Annotated in this window: 24 protein-coding genes and 1 riboswitch; of the genes, 1 reads left to right on the top strand and 23 read right to left on the bottom strand. The window is 47.0% G+C overall.

Going from position 1 to position 22,294, the window contains the following annotated elements; translation table 11 throughout:
- Positions 1 to 16: 16 nt before the first annotated feature.
- The 4 genes from MHB54_RS24190 to MHB54_RS24175 all read right to left on the bottom strand — a co-directional run bounded on the left by MHB54_RS24190 (position 17) and on the right by MHB54_RS24175 (position 3,455).
- Positions 17 to 775: a pseudouridine synthase gene (locus MHB54_RS24190; protein ID WP_013310759.1), complete on the bottom strand. Its 759-nt coding sequence runs from the start codon at positions 773 to 775 to the stop codon at positions 17 to 19.
- Between the two features lie 78 nt (positions 776 to 853).
- A complete protein-coding gene (locus MHB54_RS24185) occupies positions 854 to 1,384 on the bottom strand; it encodes a spore maturation protein (RefSeq protein ID WP_023989198.1) in 531 nt (176 codons plus the stop codon).
- 7 nt (positions 1,385 to 1,391) lie between these two features.
- On the bottom strand, positions 1,392 to 2,135 hold the full coding sequence (locus tag MHB54_RS24180; protein WP_068941584.1) for a nucleoside recognition domain-containing protein: 744 nt from the start codon (positions 2,133 to 2,135) through the stop codon (positions 1,392 to 1,394).
- Between the two features lie 57 nt (positions 2,136 to 2,192).
- Positions 2,193 to 3,455: a D-alanyl-D-alanine carboxypeptidase family protein gene (locus MHB54_RS24175; RefSeq protein ID WP_075154397.1), complete on the bottom strand. Its 1,263-nt coding sequence runs from the start codon at positions 3,453 to 3,455 to the stop codon at positions 2,193 to 2,195.
- Between the two features lie 208 nt (positions 3,456 to 3,663).
- On the opposite strand from MHB54_RS24175, the gene MHB54_RS24170 reads away from it, so the two are divergent.
- Positions 3,664 to 4,386: a protein-glutamine gamma-glutamyltransferase gene (locus MHB54_RS24170; protein ID WP_023989201.1), complete on the top strand. Its 723-nt coding sequence runs from the start codon at positions 3,664 to 3,666 to the stop codon at positions 4,384 to 4,386.
- 91 nt (positions 4,387 to 4,477) lie between these two features.
- On the opposite strand, the gene ytfJ is transcribed toward MHB54_RS24170, so the two are convergent.
- The 19 genes from ytfJ to MHB54_RS24075 form a co-directional block, all read right to left on the bottom strand.
- The gene (ytfJ, locus tag MHB54_RS24165; RefSeq protein WP_023989202.1) at positions 4,478 to 4,969 is read right to left on the bottom strand and encodes a GerW family sporulation protein; all 492 of its coding nucleotides are present in this window, start codon (positions 4,967 to 4,969) and stop codon (positions 4,478 to 4,480) included.
- A 129-nt stretch (positions 4,970 to 5,098) separates the two neighbouring features.
- A complete protein-coding gene (locus MHB54_RS24160) occupies positions 5,099 to 5,812 on the bottom strand; it encodes a DUF2953 domain-containing protein (RefSeq protein ID WP_023989203.1) in 714 nt (237 codons plus the stop codon).
- Between the two features lie 166 nt (positions 5,813 to 5,978).
- The gene (scpB, locus tag MHB54_RS24155; protein WP_264453629.1) at positions 5,979 to 6,590 is read right to left on the bottom strand and encodes an SMC-Scp complex subunit ScpB; all 612 of its coding nucleotides are present in this window, start codon (positions 6,588 to 6,590) and stop codon (positions 5,979 to 5,981) included.
- Positions 6,559 to 7,353, bottom strand: a complete 795-nt coding sequence (locus MHB54_RS24150) for a segregation and condensation protein A (protein ID WP_034095057.1) — start codon at positions 7,351 to 7,353, stop codon at positions 6,559 to 6,561. Before MHB54_RS24150 ends, scpB begins: the two co-directional genes overlap by 32 nt.
- Before the next feature lie 172 nt (positions 7,354 to 7,525).
- On the bottom strand, positions 7,526 to 7,990 hold the full coding sequence (ribH, locus tag MHB54_RS24145) for a 6,7-dimethyl-8-ribityllumazine synthase (RefSeq protein ID WP_023989205.1): 465 nt from the start codon (positions 7,988 to 7,990) through the stop codon (positions 7,526 to 7,528).
- Between the two features lie 79 nt (positions 7,991 to 8,069).
- Positions 8,070 to 8,753, bottom strand: a complete 684-nt coding sequence (gene ribB, locus MHB54_RS24140; protein WP_081819194.1) for a 3,4-dihydroxy-2-butanone-4-phosphate synthase — start codon at positions 8,751 to 8,753, stop codon at positions 8,070 to 8,072.
- A 60-nt stretch (positions 8,754 to 8,813) separates the two neighbouring features.
- Complete coding sequence (ribE, locus tag MHB54_RS24135) at positions 8,814 to 9,479, bottom strand: riboflavin synthase (RefSeq protein WP_053325682.1); 666 nt, start codon at positions 9,477 to 9,479, stop codon at positions 8,814 to 8,816.
- 331 nt (positions 9,480 to 9,810) lie between these two features.
- Positions 9,811 to 9,984: riboswitch (FMN riboswitch) on the bottom strand.
- A gap of 68 nt (positions 9,985 to 10,052) precedes the next feature.
- The gene (locus tag MHB54_RS24130; protein ID WP_013310772.1) at positions 10,053 to 10,520 is read right to left on the bottom strand and encodes an IDEAL domain-containing protein; all 468 of its coding nucleotides are present in this window, start codon (positions 10,518 to 10,520) and stop codon (positions 10,053 to 10,055) included.
- 219 nt (positions 10,521 to 10,739) lie between these two features.
- On the bottom strand, positions 10,740 to 13,028 hold the full coding sequence (locus MHB54_RS24125) for a thiamine pyrophosphate-dependent enzyme (protein ID WP_264453627.1): 2,289 nt from the start codon (positions 13,026 to 13,028) through the stop codon (positions 10,740 to 10,742).
- A complete protein-coding gene (locus tag MHB54_RS24120; protein WP_071558544.1) occupies positions 13,028 to 14,041 on the bottom strand; it encodes a 2-oxoacid:acceptor oxidoreductase family protein in 1,014 nt (337 codons plus the stop codon). The genes MHB54_RS24125 and MHB54_RS24120 overlap by 1 nt, the downstream gene beginning before the upstream one ends.
- 251 nt (positions 14,042 to 14,292) lie before the next feature.
- Positions 14,293 to 14,727 carry a peptidylprolyl isomerase gene (locus tag MHB54_RS24115; RefSeq protein WP_013310775.1) on the bottom strand — a complete coding sequence of 145 codons (435 nt, stop codon included), beginning with the start codon at positions 14,725 to 14,727 and terminating at the stop codon, positions 14,293 to 14,295.
- A gap of 162 nt (positions 14,728 to 14,889) precedes the next feature.
- Positions 14,890 to 16,257 (bottom strand): diaminopimelate decarboxylase, encoded by a 1,368-nt coding sequence (lysA, locus tag MHB54_RS24110; protein WP_013310776.1) that lies wholly within the window; start codon positions 16,255 to 16,257, stop codon positions 14,890 to 14,892.
- Positions 16,258 to 16,367: 110 nt separating this feature from the next.
- Complete coding sequence (locus MHB54_RS24105) at positions 16,368 to 18,062, bottom strand: spore germination protein (protein WP_028540616.1); 1,695 nt, start codon at positions 18,060 to 18,062, stop codon at positions 16,368 to 16,370.
- Positions 18,063 to 18,088: 26 nt separating this feature from the next.
- A complete protein-coding gene (locus MHB54_RS24100) occupies positions 18,089 to 18,511 on the bottom strand; it encodes a stage V sporulation protein AB (protein WP_023989211.1) in 423 nt (140 codons plus the stop codon).
- Entirely contained in the window at positions 18,508 to 19,161 is a 654-nt protein-coding gene (locus MHB54_RS24095; protein WP_023989212.1) for a stage V sporulation protein AA, read from the bottom strand. The genes MHB54_RS24100 and MHB54_RS24095 overlap by 4 nt, the downstream gene beginning before the upstream one ends.
- 176 nt (positions 19,162 to 19,337) lie before the next feature.
- Positions 19,338 to 20,093 carry an RNA polymerase sporulation sigma factor SigF gene (sigF, locus tag MHB54_RS24090; protein WP_023989213.1) on the bottom strand — a complete coding sequence of 252 codons (756 nt, stop codon included), beginning with the start codon at positions 20,091 to 20,093 and terminating at the stop codon, positions 19,338 to 19,340.
- Positions 20,094 to 20,104: 11 nt separating this feature from the next.
- Positions 20,105 to 20,560 carry an anti-sigma F factor gene (spoIIAB, locus tag MHB54_RS24085; RefSeq protein WP_023989214.1) on the bottom strand — a complete coding sequence of 152 codons (456 nt, stop codon included), beginning with the start codon at positions 20,558 to 20,560 and terminating at the stop codon, positions 20,105 to 20,107.
- Positions 20,557 to 20,910, bottom strand: coding sequence for an anti-sigma F factor antagonist (gene spoIIAA / locus MHB54_RS24080; RefSeq protein WP_013310782.1), 354 nt, complete (start codon positions 20,908 to 20,910; stop codon positions 20,557 to 20,559). The genes spoIIAB and spoIIAA overlap by 4 nt, the downstream gene beginning before the upstream one ends.
- A gap of 96 nt (positions 20,911 to 21,006) precedes the next feature.
- Positions 21,007 to 22,200 (bottom strand): D-alanyl-D-alanine carboxypeptidase family protein, encoded by a 1,194-nt coding sequence (locus MHB54_RS24075; RefSeq protein WP_023989215.1) that lies wholly within the window; start codon positions 22,198 to 22,200, stop codon positions 21,007 to 21,009.
- Between the last annotated feature and the right edge of the window lie 94 nt (positions 22,201 to 22,294).

Here is a 22,294-nt window from a genome sequence, read left to right as displayed (position 1 = left end):
ACCAAAAAGGCCGGGGTTATGACCCCCGTCCTGTCCGTTTCTTTTTCGTGTTGTCTGATTTGGCAAGTTGAATGAGACGGTTGATTTCGTCCTTAGTTAGGGGTCTGGTCAGACCGCGCTTCAAGTTTTGTAGCAAAAGATCTCCGAAGGCAATCCGCTTGAGTCTGATGACTGGGTGTGAAATGGCCTCAAACATCCGTCTTACCTGGCGATTTCTGCCTTCATAAATGGTAATCTGGATCACAGACTCCTTACCATTCGGATCTACATCTTTATATTCTACCTCGGCTGGTGCAGTAATGCCATCTTCCAGCACGATTCCTTTTTTCAGCTTGTCCAGCTCAGTACCATGCGGAACGCCTTTGACTGTTGCCACATATGTCTTGGGCACATGATGCTTGGGATGGGTGAGCAGATTGGCGAACTCGCCATCATTGGTAAGCAACAGCAGCCCTTCGGTGTCGTAATCGAGACGTCCTACCGGATATACGCGTTCCTTAACGCCTTTCAGATAGTCTGACACGATTTTACGGCCTTCCGGATCGGAAGCACTCGTAATAACTCCTTTAGGTTTGTTCATCATCAGATAGATTTTTTTCTCGGTTTTGATCGGGCGTCCCTTTACCGTAATCATATCTTGATCAGGGTCTGCCTTCGTTCCCAGTTCAGTTACGATAACCCCGTTCACTTCCACGCTACCCGCCTGAATAAGCTCCTCACATTTACGTCTGGAAGCTACACCAGCTTGGGCCAATATTTTCTGCAATCTTTCCATGTTCGCTAATTCACCTCATGCTAATGATACCCATCCATGAGCAAAATCACAACCCCCGTTCAAAAAACGATGCAGAAATTAAAATATAAGCAGGCAAATCGCAATGGCTGCCACAAAACCAACCACATCTGAAAATAGTCCTACCTTCAAAGCATACCGTCCATTGCGGATACCTACCGCACCAAAATATACAGTTAGCACATACAGCGTCGTGTCTGTGCTGCCCTGAATCGTTGAAGCGATCCGACCGATCATGGAATCCGGGCCATAGGTGCGAATTAGATCCGTCGTAAACGCAAGTGAACCAGTGCCCGTCAATGGACGAAGCAAGCCTAAAGGCAATACCTCACCGGGGACGCCCCAGTGCTTAATCCATGGCGTTACCCAGGAGATCAAATAGTCCAAAGCGCCGGATGCTCGAAAAATGCTAATCGCCACCATCATGCCTACGAGATGAGGAATAATGCTGATGGCGGTAGAAAAGCCGTCTTTAGCTCCATCCACAAAAGAATCGTAGACAGGCACCTTTTTGGCATATGCATATAAAGGAATAAAAGCGAGAATAACCGGGATAGCCCAAGTTGATACGAGGTTAATAAAATAAAGCATGCCTCCCTCATCCTTTCCAAGTGGTGTCCCTGCCCTTGGCAGCCGTGATTCCCGTTCGCGGAACGGCAGGTGAAGATACGGACGACGTTGTTGAAGAGGCAGCAGATGTTGATGCTGGTGAGGTGAGTGGCGCCAAGGATGTCTGGGATGGCGGAATCGCTGGAGGACGGCGGCGCAATTCTCGACTACGGTACCAACGGTCCGCCGCAATTGCGGCAAAGGTGGCTATTGCGGTCGCTACCAGTGTTGTACCGACGATTTCTGCCGGATGTGCGGAATGAAAATTAAGCCGTATCGCGATCAACGTCGTAGGAATAAGCGTAATACTGGCTGTATTCAGGGCGAGCAGCGTACACATGGCTGGTGTGGCGGTTTGCTTATCTGGATTGAGCGTCTGCAACTCTTGCATCGCCTTGATTCCCATCGGTGTGGCTGCATTCCCCAGACCCAGCAGATTGGCGCTCATATTGGACAAAATGTAACCCATAGCGGGATGATTACGCGGAACATCAGGGAAGAGAAAGGCAACCAAAGGAGAAAGCAGCTTGGATATTTTCTGTAAGAGCCCGCCATCTTCAGCCAGCCTCATCATGCCCATCCAAAACACCAGCACACTTATCAGTCCAAAGCACACTGTAACCCCCGTAGTTGCCCCGTCAAAAGCCGCTTTCGTCACCACCTCAATATTTCCCTGCGCGGCAGCAAATACAAATCCAATACAAATCAAAGCCACCCATATGAGATGAATCATGGCTGATTCCTCCTTTACCCAATGATGTGACACGTGCAGCTCTATTTCCTGCTTGCCCTAGGCTCCAAACAAATTTTTAAGAATTTCGTTCCATCTGCTCGTCCAACCTCGTTGCTGAGTATTGTTCGCAGGATCTTGTGCAGTTGGAGCCTCCTGCCGTGGCCGTACGGTACTTTGAGCAGGCAGCTTACTCCCTTTTTCATACACAGGAACGGAACCAATAAGTTCACCATCCAATAGGAATTCGACCCGTCCTCGTAAGCCAAAAGATATGTCCGCTCTGTCTACAGAGGCGGAATTTTTATACAACACTAGTCTTTTGTGCAACTGGGTCTTCTCACTATCATGTAAAGGATATGCAAAGCTTGTACCTGTTAATAGTGGGTAACCATCGATAGGTTGCTGCTTGTCCGTAATCGGAATGAGCGGATAATATCGAAATCCGTAATCAAGCATACGGGCATGATCGTTCCAATCGTCCCCGTCATTCAAGGTAACAGCAGCGAGCTGGCGACCGTCCCGTGTGGCCGAACTGACCAGACAGCGAAACGCTTTTTTGGTAAAGCCTGTTTTCACCCCGTCAGCTCCCTCATACAGCCGCAGCATTTTGTTTTTGTTGTGCCATGAGTAGTCCCAAGAATCGTTGGGATTCGGTGCTTTTTTCAGTTCTGTTTTTACGATACGGGCAAAAGTTGGATTATGCAGCGCATAAGCAGTAAGCCGGGCCATATCATTGGCTGAGGAATAATGTCCCTCGGCATCCAGCCCGTGCGGATTAGCAAAATGTGTATGGCTTAGCCCAAGCTGAACCGCCTTGTCATTCATCAAATGGACAAATCCCTCTTCTGTCCCCCCCACATGCTCAGCAATGGCAGAAGCGGCATCATTACCAGAACGGAGCATTAAGCCGTACAGCATATTTTCCAGCGACATTTGTTCACCCATTTGTAGAAAAAGCGAGGACCCTTCTTTGGCATACGCCGTTGGACTCACCTTCACCCGGTCCTGCAAGCGTCCATGTTCAATGGCCACGATCGCTGTCATAATTTTGGTCAGGCTGGCAATACGTAGCTCCCGGTCACCCTCGGTAGAATAAATGATTCTTCCTGATGTGACATCAATTAAAGAAGCAGCCTGTGCATGGGTTCCTAATGCGGGCGGTGCTGCTTCTGTTTTTATCGCTCCCCGAACGGGCTGCGGACTTAGCAACGTAAGCGGCAATGACGAAATAAGCAGAAGTACCAGCGGCAAAACAAATGCGCGTGCCTTATTCAAGAAATGGCTGTGGTCCGCGTGGATGTGTTGCTTTTTTTTAAACATTTGGATTCCTCCGGTTTTGAGCAAGTCTTGTACCATTCTATGTCCAAGCTGTTCAAAGTATGTCCACCTTTATAACAGAAAATTCCTTTACAGGACAGCCATTAGCTGCTCCTTTTTCGCTTTCTTTCTACACAAACTAAGCAACATCCCTTCCTGAATACATATATATTAGTTACTAAACGTTAAATATGGATCGAGGGGTTATAACATGCAGCGACTACAGTTTGAAATGATTTTAAGATCGCGGATTGTAGAGTCCGCAGAAGCATTACACCGTAGTGGTGTATCCTTTGCCACGTTTTCTACCGCACGTTGCAACCAGCAATTTTGGGATTTAACGGAAAAAGGTGGCTTTCAGATCAAAGCAGGTGTCACACCGGCACAGGGGATCAGAGATATCTTTTTAAACGGACATCAATACGCTTTTGAATGTGCAACAGCTATGGTTATTGTGCTGTACAAAGGAGTGCTGGATTCCATTTTGGAAAGTGAGTTTAATCGGATTTTTGCAGATATGCTGCTGTATGACTGGCACTATGACAGCGACCTCAGGCTCATACAGCAGGAAGGAAGTCATAAAGCGGCTCCTGGCGATATTCTGTATTTCAACAATCCGGATGTGTCGTCTGAAACATTGGAATGGAAAGGAGAAAATGTCGTTAAGCTGAAGGAAGACTTGTTTTATGGACATGGGATTGGCATCTTGCCGGCGAAGGGTATAATCGATTCCCTGAATCAACATCGTCGACCGGAAGCCACGGTATCTGCTTATTTGACGGATGAAGTGATCTATCCGGACTTCATCTACCTATCCCAGTTTGCTGCCGAAGGAAATCGAAAAAATGAAATCTCGCTGCATACTTTGTATCAACAGGAATACAGTCACCATATACATACTGTCATTGGGAGAAGGCAGTATATTCGGGGATAGGGCCAAGTACAAGCAGAAAAGAAGGTATTCCTTAGCCTATACTCGGCTTTGGGATACCTTCCTGAGAGAACGCTTTTAATTTCAATAACTTTTACAAGTAAGCCGGGCCAGAATTACTGTGATCCGTAGCAACATCTACAGGTACCTGTGGGGGTGGAGTCTGCAAGTTGCCGCCTGCGTTCTGGAAGATAGACTGAACCTTATCAATCAGGTATGGCGTGGAGTCAATGAGCTTCTCAATCAGATGCGTTTGATTGTCCAATGGAACGATTTGTGCCCCCTGTTTGCCAACAACCAGAAAAGCAATGGGATGAATAGATACACCACCACCGCTACCGCCTCCAAAAGGATGCCCTTCCTTCCCGCTATGATTACCCGACGCCGAGGAAGTATGAAGTGCCTCTTCGTCTACGTTAAAATCACTTCCTCCGGCAGCGAAACCAAATCCTACCTTACTGATTGGCAAAATAACGGAACCATCGGGTGTTTCCACTGCGTCTCCTACAATCGTATTCACATCTACCATGGCTTTGATGTTTTCCATTGCGGTTTGCATGAGCCCTTGAATCGGGTGATCTGACATGATTTATTCCTCCTCTGCTTATCTCAAGCGTAGACTGCCTTTTCTTTCGCTATTGTGCGCAGGGGTTCAAGGAAATATGTATGTCATTCGATAGTTCAGAAAGGATTGAGTCTCACCTCACTCCACTGTTTAACTTTCACTGGTAGCTTGAGGATCCTCAGTTTTTTTGGAAAAAACCCGTTTCCACGCCTCCGGTCCACCCGGAACGCGCCATATGCGGTAAGCTAACATGAGCATAGAGAAAATCAAATAACCAAGCGACATATTTGCTTCACAGGTCAAGGTGGTAGTAAAACGCAAGCGATCCACCCAATAGGGCACGACAAACAGCTTCGGGATACAGTCCACACGTACAAAGCTGGTAGCAAAACCGATCAAGGTCGTTTTCAATCCCCATAAAATACCGGTTGAGGTAGCTGTATAAGCCGCATCAGCAAGACTTATATTGGTAGACCATTCCATTTTGGACAACGTCACATGCGCCAAGGTATGTCGCAACCATCGCTGTAAGGATTTCGTTCCCTTGAGCAAAACCCGGATATCATGTATAAATTGCTTGATTTTTTCTGTATCAATATTTCCGCTATCTACGGAAGCATCCGTTTTATGTATGTTTTTATTGCGGTCAAGCCGATAGAGAAGCCCTTTTTTTAAACCTGTTACGAGAATGGCCGGAATATCGTAATTCATTTTAATCATCCCGTATAGAAATCTGATCTCTAGATGCGCCCGATCATCATTGTCATGTTTGGCAATATCCAGCTTCAATCGAATACGAGAGAGCAGAATAGCCAGCACAAGTAATATAACGACGATGATGGCGATACTGATCCATTTCCACACTGGCGAGTCCTCCCTACCTTTTTGCTATAGATATCATGGCAAAAATAGTATGACCGTTCGCCGGAAAATCATGCATCTTAAAATACCAACAGCCAGCCCCCAACTACGTGAGGACTGGCTGTCTGTTTGAGCTTTACATAAGTGAGCCGCAAGATCCGGAGCAACTTTATTGGGATTCAAGATCTAGATCGTTGGCCGCAGGCTGGCTGCTCTCCAGACGCTCGAACAATAATTGAGTCTCTTCCTCCAAATTGTCCGAATCCTCGAACAACTCCGGTTGCGGTAGATCTGCCAAAGAGCCCAGACCGAAATAATCCAAAAATGATTTCGTCGTTCCGTACAATATTGGCCGTCCGATGGCTTCAGCTCGACCTTTCTCTTCAATGAGCTCCTTGTTGACCAGTGTATGTATGGCCCGCTCGGATTTGACACCCCGAATCTCTTCGATTTCAACTCTTGTAATGGGCTGGCGGTAGGCAACAATGGCCAGCGTCTCCAAAGCAGCTTGAGACAGTGAGGCACGTGCCGGAGAGTATGCGAGCTTTTCAAAGTAAGGTGCATGTTCGGATAAAGTTGCAAGCTGATAATGACCGGCAATACGGACAAGTTGCAAGCCCCTTACCCCCTGCTCCATGTCCTGCTTCATATCTTCCAAGCACTGTTCAACCAGCTCTTGCTGCTGCTCTACAATGTCGGCGATCTGCTTGGTGGACAACCCTTCCTCTCCTGCGAGAAACAGCAGTCCCTCAATAATTGATTTCAGCTTCAGATAATCCATTAACCCGTAAATCCCCTCTCCACTCCATTACAATATCATCGAAAAGCTTCTCCTGATAACAGAAAATTTGTTTCATTTTCATCAGTTCAAGGATAGCCAAAAAGGTCACAACCACCTCATGCCGATACATATCCTCATGCATCAGCTTGGAGAACAGCAGCCGTCCTCCGTTCCCCAGCATCTCTAACGCCCCGATAACTTGCCGGATACGGTCCTTGACTGAAATTTCGTCTCGATGAACACGGGTTACCGTCGTACGTCGTTCTGCTTTGCGCAAAGCACGCTGAAAGGCCGCGACCAAATCGCTTGCATGCAGCCCATGCACCGGATTTGCGGGTTCAGTGGGCAGGAATGCGCTTAGATCTTCTGGCTCCTTGCCATAAATTAGACTCCGCTCCCACTCACGTTCACTTAGATGGCGAGCAATCCCTTTATATTTACGATACTCCACCAGCTTGCGGACCAGTTCCTCACGTGGATCATAATCCTCTTCCTCATAAAAATCCAAATCGTCATATTCCATCACAGGTGGCTTGGGAAGCAACAATTTACTCTTAATAGATAAGAGCGTCGCCGCCATCACCAGAAACTCGCTCGTAATGTCCAGTTCCAGCTCCTGCATACTGTGCAAAAAAGCCATATACTGATCAGTAATATCGCTAATCGGGATATCCTGAATGTCGATCTCGGCTTTATCAATCAGATGCAACAGTAGATCCAGCGGACCCTCGAATGTTTCCAGCTTGTAGTTTACGACTGTCAATGTGCTTCCCCCTGCCTTACTCCAATCATCATTCAACAATACCTTTCCCTATAGCACTTATGCTCTACGTTATCAATCCCTCTTTCTGTAGTATATACGTCATCGCCTTGCTTAACAATCCAATCCCTTTTCACCTTGCAGTTTATACCGTTCTATTCAGCTATTCCTATAATTAAAATTGCTTGCCGAGATTGGCCATTTCAATCGCAGCCAATGCAGAATCCCAACCTTTATTACCAGCCTTCGTACCTGCTCGTTCAATAGCCTGTTCAATGTTTTCTGTCGTCACTACCCCAAAAATAACAGGTACTCCCGTTTTCAGACTGCTTGCTGCCACACCCTTGGCCACTTCATTGCAGACGATATCATAATGTGAAGTAGAACCACGGATGACCGTACCCAGCGTAATTACGGCATCATATTTGCCGCTTGCAGCCATTTTTTGTGCAATCAGTGAAATTTCAAATGCACCCGGAACCCAGGCTACATCAATTTCATCTTCCTGCGCACCATGTCGTTGAAGTGCGTCAATTGCGCCGCTTAACAGCTTGCTCGTAATAAACTCATTAAATCTGCCCACCACAATACCATATTTTAAACCGTTTGATACGAGATTACCTTCTAGAAAACGTGCCATGTTTAATCAACCTCTCATAGTTTAATTATTTAGGGACTTCGGATAATACTTCAGATTTACTTGGAACCGAGATGTATTTTTACAATGACAAACGACGACGGTAGTCCACCAAATGCTGAATACTGATCAGTTTCAATTGATGTCGCTTGGCGACCACTGCCAGATCAGGCAGGCGGGCCATTGAGCCATCTTCCTTTATAATTTCGCAAATGACCCCAGCAGGCTTGAAGCCACTGAGTCGGGCCAGATCAACAGCCGCTTCAGTGTGACCAGCACGCTGCAAGACACCACCATCGCGAGCAATCAGCGGGAACATGTGACCAGGCTTGCGGAAATCACTTCCTGTGACTGCTTCGTCTGCCAAGGCGCGTACAGTCAAGGAGCGCTCGGCCGCTGAAATACCCGTTGTTGTCTCCATATGATCTACCGATACCGTAAAGGCAGTACCGTGGAAATCTGTATTTTGCTCTACCATAGGATGCAATTCCAAAGCCTCAGCTCTTTGTCGTGTGATTGGCACACAGACCAACCCGCGACCTTCTGTAATCATGAAATTAATGACCTCAGGCGACGCTTTTTCAGCCAAAGCGATAAAATCGCCTTCATTTTCGCGCTGTTCATCATCCACTACAATAACGACTTTACCGTTTTTTAAATCCTCCAACGCTTCTTCGATGGAATCCAAACGAATCTCTTCGTCATGTTCCAACTCGCCATGCTCCATGACGTTTGCCATTGCACTTGTTTGGCTACCTCTATCCATAACACTTTCCTCCTTATGTCTTGTGCCACGAATGCTCCTAAACAGGCTTACCATTCAATATCAGGCAAAGCCGTGTTTCGCCAAATAGTCCAAACTGAGAGGAGCTTCTTCTACTCTCTCCGCCTCCGCTGCACCTCTGTAATTTAAAAGCTGTTCTACATATTTGCCCAAAATATCACATTCGATATTGACGGTATCCCCCTCACGTTTGGCTTGTAAGGCCGTTTCGGATAAAGTGTGGGGAATAATGGATACGGCAAAGGTATCTCCCGTACGCTGTGCGACTGTGAGGCTGATACCATCAATTGTGATTGACCCTTTGAGTAGAATATATTTAAATAATGTTTGATTTTTAGGCTCAACTTCGAACACAACTGCATTCTGGTCTGATGTCACCCCTCGAATCGTTCCCGTCCCGTCCACATGTCCTTGCACGATGTGTCCTCCGAACCTTCCACTCGCCGTCATCGCTCGCTCCAGATTGACTCTGCTGCCGGATCTCAACTCTTTCAGATTAGTGCTGCGAAAGGTTTCCGGCATCACATCAACCTTAAAGTCTTTCGAACCAATCCGTATCGCCGTCAGGCAAACGCCATTCACCGAGACACTGTCTCCTATTTTCAAATCGCCCAACACCACGGAACCCGAAATCCCCAGCACCATCGCTTCACCGCTTTTGGAAATAGTTTGAATGCGACCCACTTCCTCAACTAATCCGGTAAACATGCCTTCACTCCTTTCCACTACATTTCAGTTTATCCCTAATTCATCAGCTATAAGCGCAAAAAACCCCCAGTTCGGATTCAATCCGTCATGGGGGTGATGAGAGTCACATTTGTAGTATACAAGCGCAGTTCATATGCATCTTAAGACGACATGAAATCATAGGTTTGCCAATAGAAAGCATGACTGAGGATACAACCAAATACGCTCAGAACACCCATCAAAAAGAAAGCTTAAGAAAGCTATCGCACGATGCTATCCTACAACGAAATAAGTCGTACGCACAATTGGGTATGCTAAAAATCGGCACATGTCACGTCATGCACATGCGCTTCGTATCCTTCTCCCATCCAGACTATACTGTCGGTCCCGGATTTGCACCAGGTCCACCTTCTGCTGATCATTCAGCATCCGGGTCACGGACTAAGCCATGCTGTTTCTCACAAAAACGATCCACAAACATGTCATCACCGCCGGTGGGGAATTTCGCCCCGCCCCGAAGGATCTTGCTCTTATTTAATTGAATTAACATTAAACTTGTTACGTATATTAGCACCGACTTCTAAAAAAAGCAAGTTATCTAATAGAAGCTCCTGCTTTGGTTTTGACATATTGGCTGGAGAGTTCTTCAAACCAGGTTTTATCATTCATATGAAGCGCCAAGTCAATCAGATCGGCCAGCTCCTCGACTCCCAACTCTGTTGCATGATCAAAGGTAATTACGGCTGAAGCAACAGGTCCCCGCCCTTCCTCAGAACATGCTTCATAATCCAGTCGTACATCAACATGTCCGTCAATAAACTCGCATTTCAGAAAATAAATAATTTCGCACATTAAAATGGGGCGTACCTGTGTTTCTAACACGCAATCCATCACCTTGGCAGAATAGTGCTGGTTCGTCAGTGTGAATTTGTGTTCTGTCGCTGCCAGCGATGCCCGTCCAAAATCGTCCGTAAATTTTAGTTCTACTGGCTTGATGTTCATAACCTTAGGGATCTGCTTCTTTATAATTTCGATTATTTCAACTGTATTCAGCTTAATCATTACCTGCACCTCATTGCATCTTAAAATTCAGAAGAAAACTTTTTAACGTGCCTCTTATAGGCCTCCACTCCTATATCGGAAATCATTACCTGTTTTTTTATGCTTCAACCCATAAACGACAAAAAAGATTCTTTGCGCAATAAGCGCAAAGAATCTTGATCGAACCACTACAGTAACAGCGGCTAACAATGCTAATCGATGATTATGCAAAAAACAGAATTATAGCTCTGAAATTTCATGTTTCTTTTTCAGGGTAGTCCAGCGACGCTCAATCTCCTGCTCAAAGGTAGCCAGCGTAGCCTCCTCCTTGAGAAGATGCTTCGTTTTACCCATCAATTTCAACCATTCTGCAGCTGGAATCCGTTTTCCCTTGTCTTCCGGATTATACGTAATCGTCGTACTGCCTTGCTCTATTTCGTACAAAGGAAAGAAACAGGACTCGACTGCGGCGCCCACAATGCTGGTGCCCAGTCTGTCTTCGGATTTCCAATTCAGCGGGCAGGCGCACAGGATCTTACCATAGGCCGTACCCACGTTGTTCGCATACCATTGAGCCTTGGCTGCCTTGCGCAGCATATCCTGCGGATGACTTTCGGCTGCTGTAAAAGCATACGGAATGTTACAAGCAGCCATGATTTGTACGGTATCCTTGTGATGCCCTTGCTTTCCTTTTTGCATTTTCCCTACACCCGACGTACTGGTCATGTGACCGAGCGGAGTGGAGTACGATTGCTGTGAACCTGTATTCATGTACCCTTCGTTATCATATTCCAACATGATCAGCTTATGATTACGCAGAGCCGCACCAATCGCAGAACCCATACCAATATCCATCCCACCGTCACCACTGATCATGATAAAGGTCGGATCGTCCGACATCTCAATTTCATTGCGGCGCTTCATTTCCATATAAGCTTCCAGCGCTCCCGAAAGTGTAGCGGCCCCGTTTTGAAAAAGATTGTGGATCATCGGTTGTTTGTGTGATGTATATGGATACCCTGTCGTCGTCACATATACGCAGCCTGTCTGGAACAGCACGACAATATCCCCTTCAATACCTTTGAAAAACAGTTCCAGCGCAGACAATGCCCCACATCCTGGGCAAGCCCCGTGACCTGGTGTAAGACGGCGTGGTTTGGTTGTCAACGACCGCAGGGGTGGTACCTTGACTTTGAGCTTCCCGGTCGCCTCGTCCGGCGTAACCTGAATCAGACCCGTACGGTATGCATTGCCACGTGGCGGTTGCATAACTTGCGGCATCACCTTGTCCGGTGAACCCGGATTAATTCCGTAATAATCAAAGGGCTTCTCGGCTCGTCCGGCCTCTGCCGCCTCAATCGCAAGCTGGAAGAACGCCTCTGCATCTTCCGCATAAAAATCCTTGCCGCCCAAGCCAAATATACGACTCAACACGAGTGTCCGGTTCAGCGGGTCCTCCTGCAAGGCCGCTTTAATTTCATGCGTTAAATTACCGCCGTCTGCCCCATACGAATCTGCACGTTCACCTACCAGCAGCGCCTTGACATCGCGTAATGCTTCCCGCAGTTGTGCAGCTGGGAACGGTCTGATGATATTCGGACGTATCACACCAGCTTTAATCCCGCGCGCGCGGAGTTGATCCGCCACATCCTTGGCCGATTCAGCCGCCGAATTCAACAGGAATACCGCGACCTCAGCATCCTCCATATGATACAGATCCAAAATCGGGTATTCCCGACCGGATAAAGCGGCATATTCTGCTGCTACCTGCTCATATACTCCTTCTGACAGCTTCAGTGCTTCGGATAGCTGAACATGATTATTCGTCAGGTCATCACCGTTCATATGCGCACCCACGGTAACAGGATGATCAAAATCCGTAATATTCGGATAATTCAAGTTCGGGTTAGGACCTACAAAACCGCGCACGGTCTCAGCATCGGCAAAATATTGCACTTTACGTTTTTGATGGGACGTATAAAAACCGTCATATGCGACCATTACAGGCAGCCGAACATCGCTATGCTCTGCGATTTTTAGTGCCATGATGTTCATATCATACACAGCCTGTGGTGTACTTGCCGTCAAAATGACCCAGCCTGTATTCAAACCATAGTACAGGTCCGAATGATCCCCGCGAATATCCAGGGGACCACTAACAGCTCGTGTCACCAGATTCATAACCATTGGAAAACGGGTACCTGACTGAACAGGTAACTGCTCCAGCATGTACAGGAAACCTTGCGAACTAGTGGCGTTCACAACCCTCGCTCCCGCTGCGGCAGCTCCATAACAAATCCCTGCCGATCCGTGTTCTCCGTCTGCTGCAACCAGCTTAATATTATGCTGACCTCTCGTTCTCATCTGATCCAGATACTGCGCTACCTCGGTAGATGGAGTAATCGGGAAATATCCCATCATATGATAATTAATCTGCGCAGCCGCCGTAGCTGCCATTTCATTACCGGATTCGAACGTTGTCACTTGCGCGGCGCCTGTCTGTTTGAGTTCTTCCTCCAGTTTTACCATTACGCACGCCCTCCTTCATATGCCGGAAATTGGTGGGCAACTCGATTCTGTTCCGCCCATCCCCATTGTTCGCGACGCGAGCTTAATGCCCCCGACGGGCAAATATCTACACATTTCAGACATCCTTTGCAATACTGGTAATCAATTCCTTGCAAAAATGGCATCATTCTTCCGCGTTTGTCTGCTTGCTCTTCCCATACAAAACAGTAATCCGGGCAAATCGAATCACACTTGGCACAATGGGTACATTTATCAGCTTCATATTCAGGCACATACCCCTGACGTGAACCACTAACATCTCTCGTCATGCTGTTTCCCTGAGTTGCAATAACGCCCCCCAGTAGTTGGGTTTCGTATCCCAGCAATGGCTGCGGACGTTCAAAAACCCGATCCTCTGCGTTATCAGTAACTGGATATACGTGCAGTTCCATTTCATCATAACCACGGTTAAACGTACGCAGATTAGGTTCCACTAACAGTGGATTTTTCTTTTCAAAGGTACTGCGTATAACCGATCTCATCGCTTCCGGGTCCAGGAAATCACAGACACGGAACAAGGCACCGAGCATGGACGTATTTAGTTTGGTTCGCTCTTCCAGTGCGATGCCCATCGCATCCACCACCGCTAATGTACCGGATACCAGTCCCAAATCAGCCCGTATTTCTTCTGCTGGACGCGTGGAATTAACCACTACAATCCCATCCGCTGGCAGTCCGCTGATTACATTTACCGTTTTGTATAACGTTTCATGGAAAATGCCTACCACATGCGGTTGCTCAATCGGACTGTGATCCCGAATATCGACCTCCGGCTCACAGAAGCGGACGAAGCTTTTAACCGGAGTTCCCTTTTTTTCCGAACCATAGGACGAAAAATTTGAAGCATTCAGCCCCAGACCAAGCACCCCGGTTTCGGCCAACATTTTGCCAGCCAGATTAGCGCCGAGTCCACCAATGGATTCCAGCCGGATTTCAAAAAATCCGAGTCGATTTGTGCGCGTTAAAATAGACAATGTGATAAGCCCCCTTCTTTTCCAATCCTTACTGAGTTTGAATACTCATATAAAATAAATGGAAAATGCATTCTTATGAGAAGGCTATCACAACACTTACTTTTCGAATGTGATCTTACGCACTGTAATGCCTACGTGATTGCGAAAATCAATAAACCGTCAAACAAAAGACAACAAAAGCCGCCCTGTCCAAAGACAGAACGGCTTAGGTGCAACGCTATTTAAAAAAGATCATGTAATTAACGGTAAAATTACACGTCAAATACTTTAACCTCTTTCATTTTGTCGCCTTGTTTTACAGCATCAATGAATTCCATACCTTTGGTTACTTTACCAAATACAGTATGTACTCCATCTAAATGTGGTTGTGGAGCGTAGCAGATAAAGAATTGGCTGCCACCTGTGTTGCGACCTGCATGAGCCATGGACAGAACGCCTTTGGCATGCTTTGTTGTATTCGTAGCTGTTTCACAGTCAATCGTGTAACCAGGACCGCCTGTACCGTTACCGATTGGACAACCACCTTGAGCCACAAAGCCCGGAATGACACGGTGGAAGCTCAAACCGTTGTAATAACCGCTGTTTGCCAGCTTTTCAAAGTTAGCAACGGTGTTTGGAGCTTCTTCTGGGAAAAAGTCAATTTCGACGATACCGCCGTTTTCAAGATCTATTCTACCTTTTTTCATTGTTTGTATCTCCTTTTCAACCTGTTTTGAGAACTAAATAACATCAAGTTCCAGTTTACTATGAATTGCCGCGCTTAGCAAAGTCTTGTCCAAAAAAAAGGGCCATTGTCCCCGGTGTATTATTACCGACTCAATGGCCTGCTTGATCTTACAATGCTAAAATCAGGACGAAACCGTAATCTTGGCGTTAGGCTGAACCGCCGGACTGGCTTGATCACGAATCAAGCGCTGTGGCACAACATCGTTGCGTACGATATCCTCGTAGGTTTCCCGACGCACCACCAACTCGGCCTCACCGTTGTTGACAAATACAACTGCTGGTCGACGTATTCGGTTATAATTACTCGCCATGGAGTAATTGTAGGCTCCGGTTGAGGCAACAGCGAGCAAGTCGCCGCTATTTATACGAGGTAGTTCTACATCCCAAATAAGCATATCGCCGCTTTCGCAGCATTTGCCCGCAATGGACACCGTCTCTTCGTTCGTATCCTGCGCTCGATTAGCCAGCATCGCTTCATACTTGGCCTGATACAGTGCAGGACGTGGATTATCTGTCATCCCGCCATCTACCGAGACATATTTACGTACCTGCGGAATATCCTTGATGCTTCCTACCGTATATAAGGTCGTGCCTGAATCGCCTACAATACTGCGTCCCGGCTCAATCCAAATTTCTGGAAGTTCATCGTAAAGTCCTGAAAAATAGGTTTTCACCGCTTCGCCGATAGCCTGCACATAGGTGGATACTTTCAGCGGTGTGTCCTCCTCTGTGTAGCGAATGCCAAATCCCCCACCCAGATTAATCACTTTGAAAGAAAACTGAAGCTGTTCTTTAATTTCTCTGGAAAAAGCTGCAACCCGTTCAGCAGCCATTTGAAAGCCATTCACTTCGAAAATTTGCGAACCGATATGAGAATGTACCCCTAACAGGTTAAGATGGTCCAGCTCGATAGCCTGTTCCACTGCTTGGCGTGCTGTACCATTCCCAATGTCAAAGCCAAATTTCGAATCTTCTTGACCTGTGGCCATATATTCATGCGTATGCGCCTCAACCCCTGGTGTAACACGCAGTAAGATATTCACCTGCTGTTCTTTCTCGGAGGCAAGGGCCTGCAACAAATGCAACTCCATTTCGCTATCAACGACGAAGCAGCCAATTTGCGCATCTAACGCCATTTCAATTTCTTCCGGTGTTTTGTTATTGCCGTGAAAATGGATTCGCTCTGCCGGGAACCCTGCTTGTAGCGCAGTAAACAATTCTCCACTGGAAACTACGTCAAGCGACATTCCTTCTTCAGCAGCTAAAGCACACATCGCCATAACACAAAACGCTTTGCTTGCATAAGCAACTTGAAACTTCAATCCGGTTTCACGAAAAGCTTCTATGAATTCCCGGCAGCGCCGGCGGACTAACTGTTCGTCAACAATATATAGCGGCGTGCCAAAACGCTCTTTCAAAAGCGTTGTATCACAACCGCCGATCTCCAAATGTCCATTGCTGTTAATTTTACTGCTTCCATGCAAATACATGTTCTGGCGCCTCTCTTTCTGGAACAAGCTAGTCATATTCCATCGAATGTTTACACCAGTATAGCAAAAAAAACATCAAGAACAATGGATTTTTATGCAGATCATTTATATTAATGCTCCTGTCCATTGCCTGAGTTCGAATCTGTGTCGGCATCCGTATGGGGCATACGCGTATTGTCCCTCGTTTTGTTAGATGACGGGCGGTTAGGCGCATCTAGTACAGGCATACGGAACAAGATGGAAGCTAACGCTTTGGCATTAAAAGGAATGAACGGCCACAAATACGAAGAATTATATGACCGATGCAGCGTCAGCATCAAAATGATCAGTGTCGTACCCACGACAAAGCCCGGTACGTGAAAAATTGCAACAGCAACCAGCAGGAATAGTCGAATCAGTCTATTCGCTAACCCCAGCTCATAGCTCGGTGTTGCGAACATTCCTATGGCAGCGACAGCCATATACAGCACGACCTCATTCACGAAAAGTCCCGTCTTAACCGCTATATCACCGACCAGAATCGCTGCGATCAAGCCCATAGCGGAAGCCAGTGGTGTCGGAGTATGCACAGCCGCCATTCGCATTAGATCGACCCCTAGTTCTACAATGATAAACTGGGCAATCAGCGGAAGATGTGCTTCCTTTTGAGGACCAATAAAATCAAGAAACGCCGGTTTTAATTCTGGATTGATGACCATTAGCAGCCACATCGGAAGCAGAAACATCGAGGCGAATATACCTATAAAACGTACCCACCGCAAATAACTTCCCATAAAAGCGGTTTGCCGATTCTCTTCTGCATGCTGACACAAGTCAAAAAAAGTGGTAGGCAAAATCATCACGCTGGGTGAGGTATCGACGAAAATAACGAGCCTTCCTTCCATGATATGCGATGCCACGACATCTGGTCGCTCCGAATATCGTACTAATGGATATGGATTCCAACCTTTATTGATAATCGTCTCCTCTAATTGCTTGTCGGCCAGCGGAATACCATCCAAATTAACATTTTTAATTTTGTCTCGTACAGTATCCACCATCACCTTATCCACAATATCGTCAATGTAACCCAAACATACGTCTGTTCGGGTTCGACGTCCGACCTGCATAGCCTCAAATTTAAGCCCTGGGTCCCGCAAACGCCGGCGCACCAGACCTACATTTGTAAGCATTGTTTCAGTAAACCCGTCGCGAGCACCGCGCACAACCCGCTCCAAAGAAGGTTCCTCCGGATTACGCACCGGGTAATTACGAGTATCCAGAATAAGGGAAAAACGCTCGCCTTCCATGAAAAAGGCACTCAGTCCCGTCAGCACCTTGTTAATGACCACAGACATCTTATCCGTCTTCTCCACCTGAATATGTGGAATAAAATTTTCAAAATACGCTTGTAGTCCATCCGAAGAGAGATCATCCGGCGTCAGATAGGTGAGCCGCTTTAGCACTTCAAGCATGATCTGATCCTTCGCAAAGGAATTTAGGAACAGATATCCGGTATGACGCCCACCCAGTGTCATTTCCCTGAATACGACATCAAAGGTCTCCCCCAAACCTAATACTGTTTCAAGTGTATTCTTATTATCCTTCATCCTCGGCGATATATCATCTTCGGCCTGCCAGTAGCGAACGGACTCCTCTACGTTATCAGACCGCTCACTCTCTTTTTTGTGTTTAAAACGTGCTGATTCCTGCGCCTGCTTTTTCTGCCATGGACTCAACTCTTCTCCGCCGGTATGGTTTTCCTTTCCAATTCCCCCGTCTTCTTGATGCTGCTCCTGATGCTCTTGATCCGCTCTGTGATCCATATTCCTTGCCCCCTTCGCTTTCGTTGTTAACGGTTGTATACAAACCAGTCAAATAAGGAACCCGTCACCTTGCCAAGCACCATTGCCATCAACAGACCGAGCATATACACGGTCATGTGGAGTCGCTTGGCGAGTATAGGCAGGAGATTCAATACCTCCGTTAGAGCCGCGGCGAGCAAGCCAATAAACACTCCGCAAAATAACCCAGGTATCCATGTAAATATGCCCGGTAGTGGCAAGCAAATGTTCCAAAAATCGACCACAGTTCCCAGTACTGAGCCTACAATCATTGCCTTTTCGTATGCACGTGATTTTTTATACGTACGGGTGAGTTGTGCTAATCGCGGCATGATATCCAGCACAATAAAAAAAGCAATTACACCGCTACCCACCGCAAGGCCCCCAGCAATACCTAAAATAATCTGAAGTGCAGCCTGTACAAATATCATGGTTTCTTATCCTTTGTCTGCAGACGGGCCATCTTTTCATATTCCTCTGCCACAACATACTGATCCACATTTTCCTGGTACAGATACATCTCCACCTCCAGCGGCGTCGGCTCCTCGTTCCAATTTTTCTTGAACAAGTGATTAAAAAAAACGATCATGCCAAAGCCGATGCCGATCGAGTAAGCAATTTGAAACAGGTACGGATGCTCATCCTTACGTCCCGTAATCATCTCTACAATCCGAACCTGTACCTCCATCATGCTAACGTCAGCATGAAAATTCATAATTGTCAGCGCAGAGCCAAAAAACAGAAGCACCCATACCAAAACAAACAGTATTTTGGACGGCTTACGGGGTTTCTCCACAAGTTCCACAAGTACATGCGGCTTCCCGAGAGATTCAACTACGACCCCCGGAATATGATCTCTAATTTTTGCTATAATCTGCAGCATGTCTATCAGTATCAGATTACCGTCCTGGTGCTGCGGCCGCTTGAGAACAAGCTCAAGCAAATCCTTTTCCCATTCAGGATTAGTCAGCAGTTGGGCTACATCACCCAAATGTAAATCCTGCCCTTGTATCATGCGGACACGGCTGCGGAGCCGCAAGTAGACAATAGGAGCTACTGTAGGAGCCGGACTATGAGTCATCCGATCCCCTCCTTATCCTCGTAATTATCGATTAGTATGGAACGAAGCAAGGAAACCTATTCTGTGTATTGTCTTTTATCCCACGCAAAAAAGAGTACCCCTTGCCATTAAAATGGCTTTGGAATACCCTTTAGTAATACGTAAGCATAAGGATTTCACTAAGATCCTGACTGTTATTATTGGGCAATCTGATCGCGGATCAGTTGTAAAATCTTTTTTTCCAGCCGTGATACCTGCACCTGAGAAATACCAAGCCGACTTGCAACCTCTGATTGAGTCTGATCCCGGTAGTAGCGCAGGTACACAATCAACCGCTCCCGCTCAGATAGTCCGCCAATGGCCTCATTGAGTGCCAGCTTGTCGAACCATCTTTCCTGTGATTCGTCAGCAATCTGATCCATAAGTGTAATCGGATCACCGTCATTTTCGAAAACCGTTTCGTGAATTGAAGTAGGCGGCTTATTGGCCTCCTGCGCAAAAACAACATCCTCCGGTGTCACTCCCAGCTCATCAGCAACTTCCTTGACTGTAGGCAGGCGGTTGAGTCGTTTGGATAGCTCGTCCTTCATTTTGCGGACCTTATTGGCCGTTTCCTTCAAGGAACGGCTAACCTTGAGTGTACCGTCATCACGCAGAAACCGTTGAATCTCACCGATAATCATCGGTACTGCATATGTTGAAAATTTGACTTCGTAGCTGAGATCGAATTTATCCACCGATTTTAACAAGCCGATGCAACCAATTTGAAAAAGATCGTCAGGTTCATACCCCCGGTTCATAAAGCGCTGCACGACAGACCAGACGAGCCGGATATTACTATTGACCAGTGTCTCACGAGCCTCATTATCACCAGATTGACTCAGTGCAATAAGCCGCTTGACTTCCGCATCCTCCAAATAGCTGTGCGAAGTTTTTTTTCCTCCTGCTTCCATAGGATCAACTCCTAATTATATAAAGCTTTCTTGGATTCAATCCTTTTCTTCATCCGGACCGACGTGCCTCCGCCCGGCTCACTGACTGCTTCAAACTCATCCATGAAATTTTCCATAATCGTAAAGCCCATGCCGGAGCGTTCCAATTCAGGTTTGGACGTATATAGAGGTTGCTTGGCTAGCTCTATATCCTCAATTCCTCGCCCTGCGTCCTCAACAACCAACGTGATCACGTCCGCTTCAATCCCGACTTTGATCGTTACGACACCTGACGGATCGCTGTCATAACCGTGAATAATACTGTTTGTCACCGCTTCAGACACCACGGTTTTCAAATCGCTTAGCTCATCCATTGTGGGATCAAGCCTGGAAATAAAGGCCGCGACAGCCACACGAGCAAATGCTTCATTCTCCGATTTGGCAGCAAACTGCAAGCTCATGAAATTGTTTCCCGTGCCTTCTCTCATGACACAACCTCCAGTTCCGTGAGCGCATTTCCCTCGTTGTCATATATGGGCATGATTTTGAACAGCCCTGACATATCCAGCAGTCGGTGTACTGGCGGATTGACATCACAGACTGCCATTTTTCCGCCCTTTTGCTTGATCAGTTTGTACCGTCCCAAGATAACGCCAAGGCCGGAGCTATCCATAAACTGAAGATTCTTCAGGCTGAGCACAATATGCTCGCATTGCCGGCGCTGAATCGCCTCGTCCATTTGCATACGGACCATGTCCGACGTATGGTGATCAAGCTCACCAGACAGCCTTACAATCAGTACCCCCCGGTGATGCTCCATTTCAATTTGCAGGTTCATGCTTACTCACTCTCCTCCCGGTCTTGGACAAGGATTTCTACGTAGCCGCAGACGATTCCTGCCCTCCGACAAAACTAGAAGAAAACCCCGTAAAATCTACAAAGAAAATAGGTTCGACATGGTACGTTTAAACAATTTCCACCATCCGGCCTTTTCGATAGCCACAGGCGAAGTGATATTAAACTCCTTAAGCCGTTGTCCATCCTGATAGACGACCAGCTTACCGATTGGGTCACCAGCCCGGACAGGAGCTTTGAGGCTTGGGGCCAGTTGCAATTCATGACGCAACGTTTGTTTGTTGCCACCTTTTTTCACCAGTACACTGTAAGAACGGTCAGCCTGAATTTTCAGCTCTGGCAATACGCCTTTTTCAACTTTTACGCTGCCCAGCAATTCACCCGGCTTGTATATGGATTTCATTGTATATTGAGAAAATGCATAGTCGAACATGGAAGATACTTCATTGTTGCGTATCTTCGTATTTGGCTCCCCGAGCACCACAGCTACGACACGCAAGCCATCACGCTTCGCAGTAGCGGAAAGACAGAACTTTGCTTCTGCCGTATAGCCTGTTTTCAGCCCGTCTGCTCCAGTATAGAAACGGACAAGCTTATTCGTATTCACCAGCCAAAAGGGTTTGACTGAGGATTTGCGCAAATAGTCCTGATAGGCTCCCGTATATTTCGTAATTTGCGGGTATTTCAACAACTCTCGGCTCATAACCGCAATATCATGCGCAGAAGAATAGTGATTCTCTACGGGTAAACCGTTGCAATTGGCAAAATGCGTATCCTTGAGCCCGAGCTGCTGCACCTTCGCATTCATCATCTCGACAAAAGCCTGTTCAGATCCTGCAATTTTCTCAGCCATCGCCACAGAGGCGTCGTTGCCGGAAGCCATTGCAATTCCCTTCAGCATCTCATCGACCGTCATTTCTTCACCGGGCTCCAAGAAAATTTGCGAGCCTCCCATTGAAGACGCATATTCGCTGGCCCGAACTTTATCGGTCAGCTTGAGCTTGCCATCTTGAATAGCCTCCATTGTCAGCAACATCGTCATAATCTTGGTGATGCTCGCTGGAGGAAGCTTTTCACGACTGTTTTTTTCATAGATGACTGTGCCCGTATCTGCATCCATCAGGATCGCCGAGAGAGCCTCGGGAGCCAGCTCAGCCGCTGATCCCTCTTTGGTTTTGCCTTCAGGTCTGCTTTCTTCGGCCCAACCGCCGACAGGGACGGCAGTCAAGGCTACCAGACAAGCCAGGATGAACGCCACCACTTTTTTCTTCACAATCGGTTCCCTCCTCAACATATTGGCGTAAAGCACCGGAGCCCATTTACTTAACTCTCCGGCCTATTCGCGTGCTGCTAACCATTGTCGTCAG

Source organism: Paenibacillus sp. FSL M7-0802 (assembly GCF_038004945.1).
Lineage (GTDB): Bacteria > Bacillota > Bacilli > Paenibacillales > Paenibacillaceae > Paenibacillus > Paenibacillus polymyxa_B.
The sequence above is the reverse complement of the archived record's forward strand: the minus strand, read 5'-3'. Positions and strand labels throughout refer to the sequence as shown.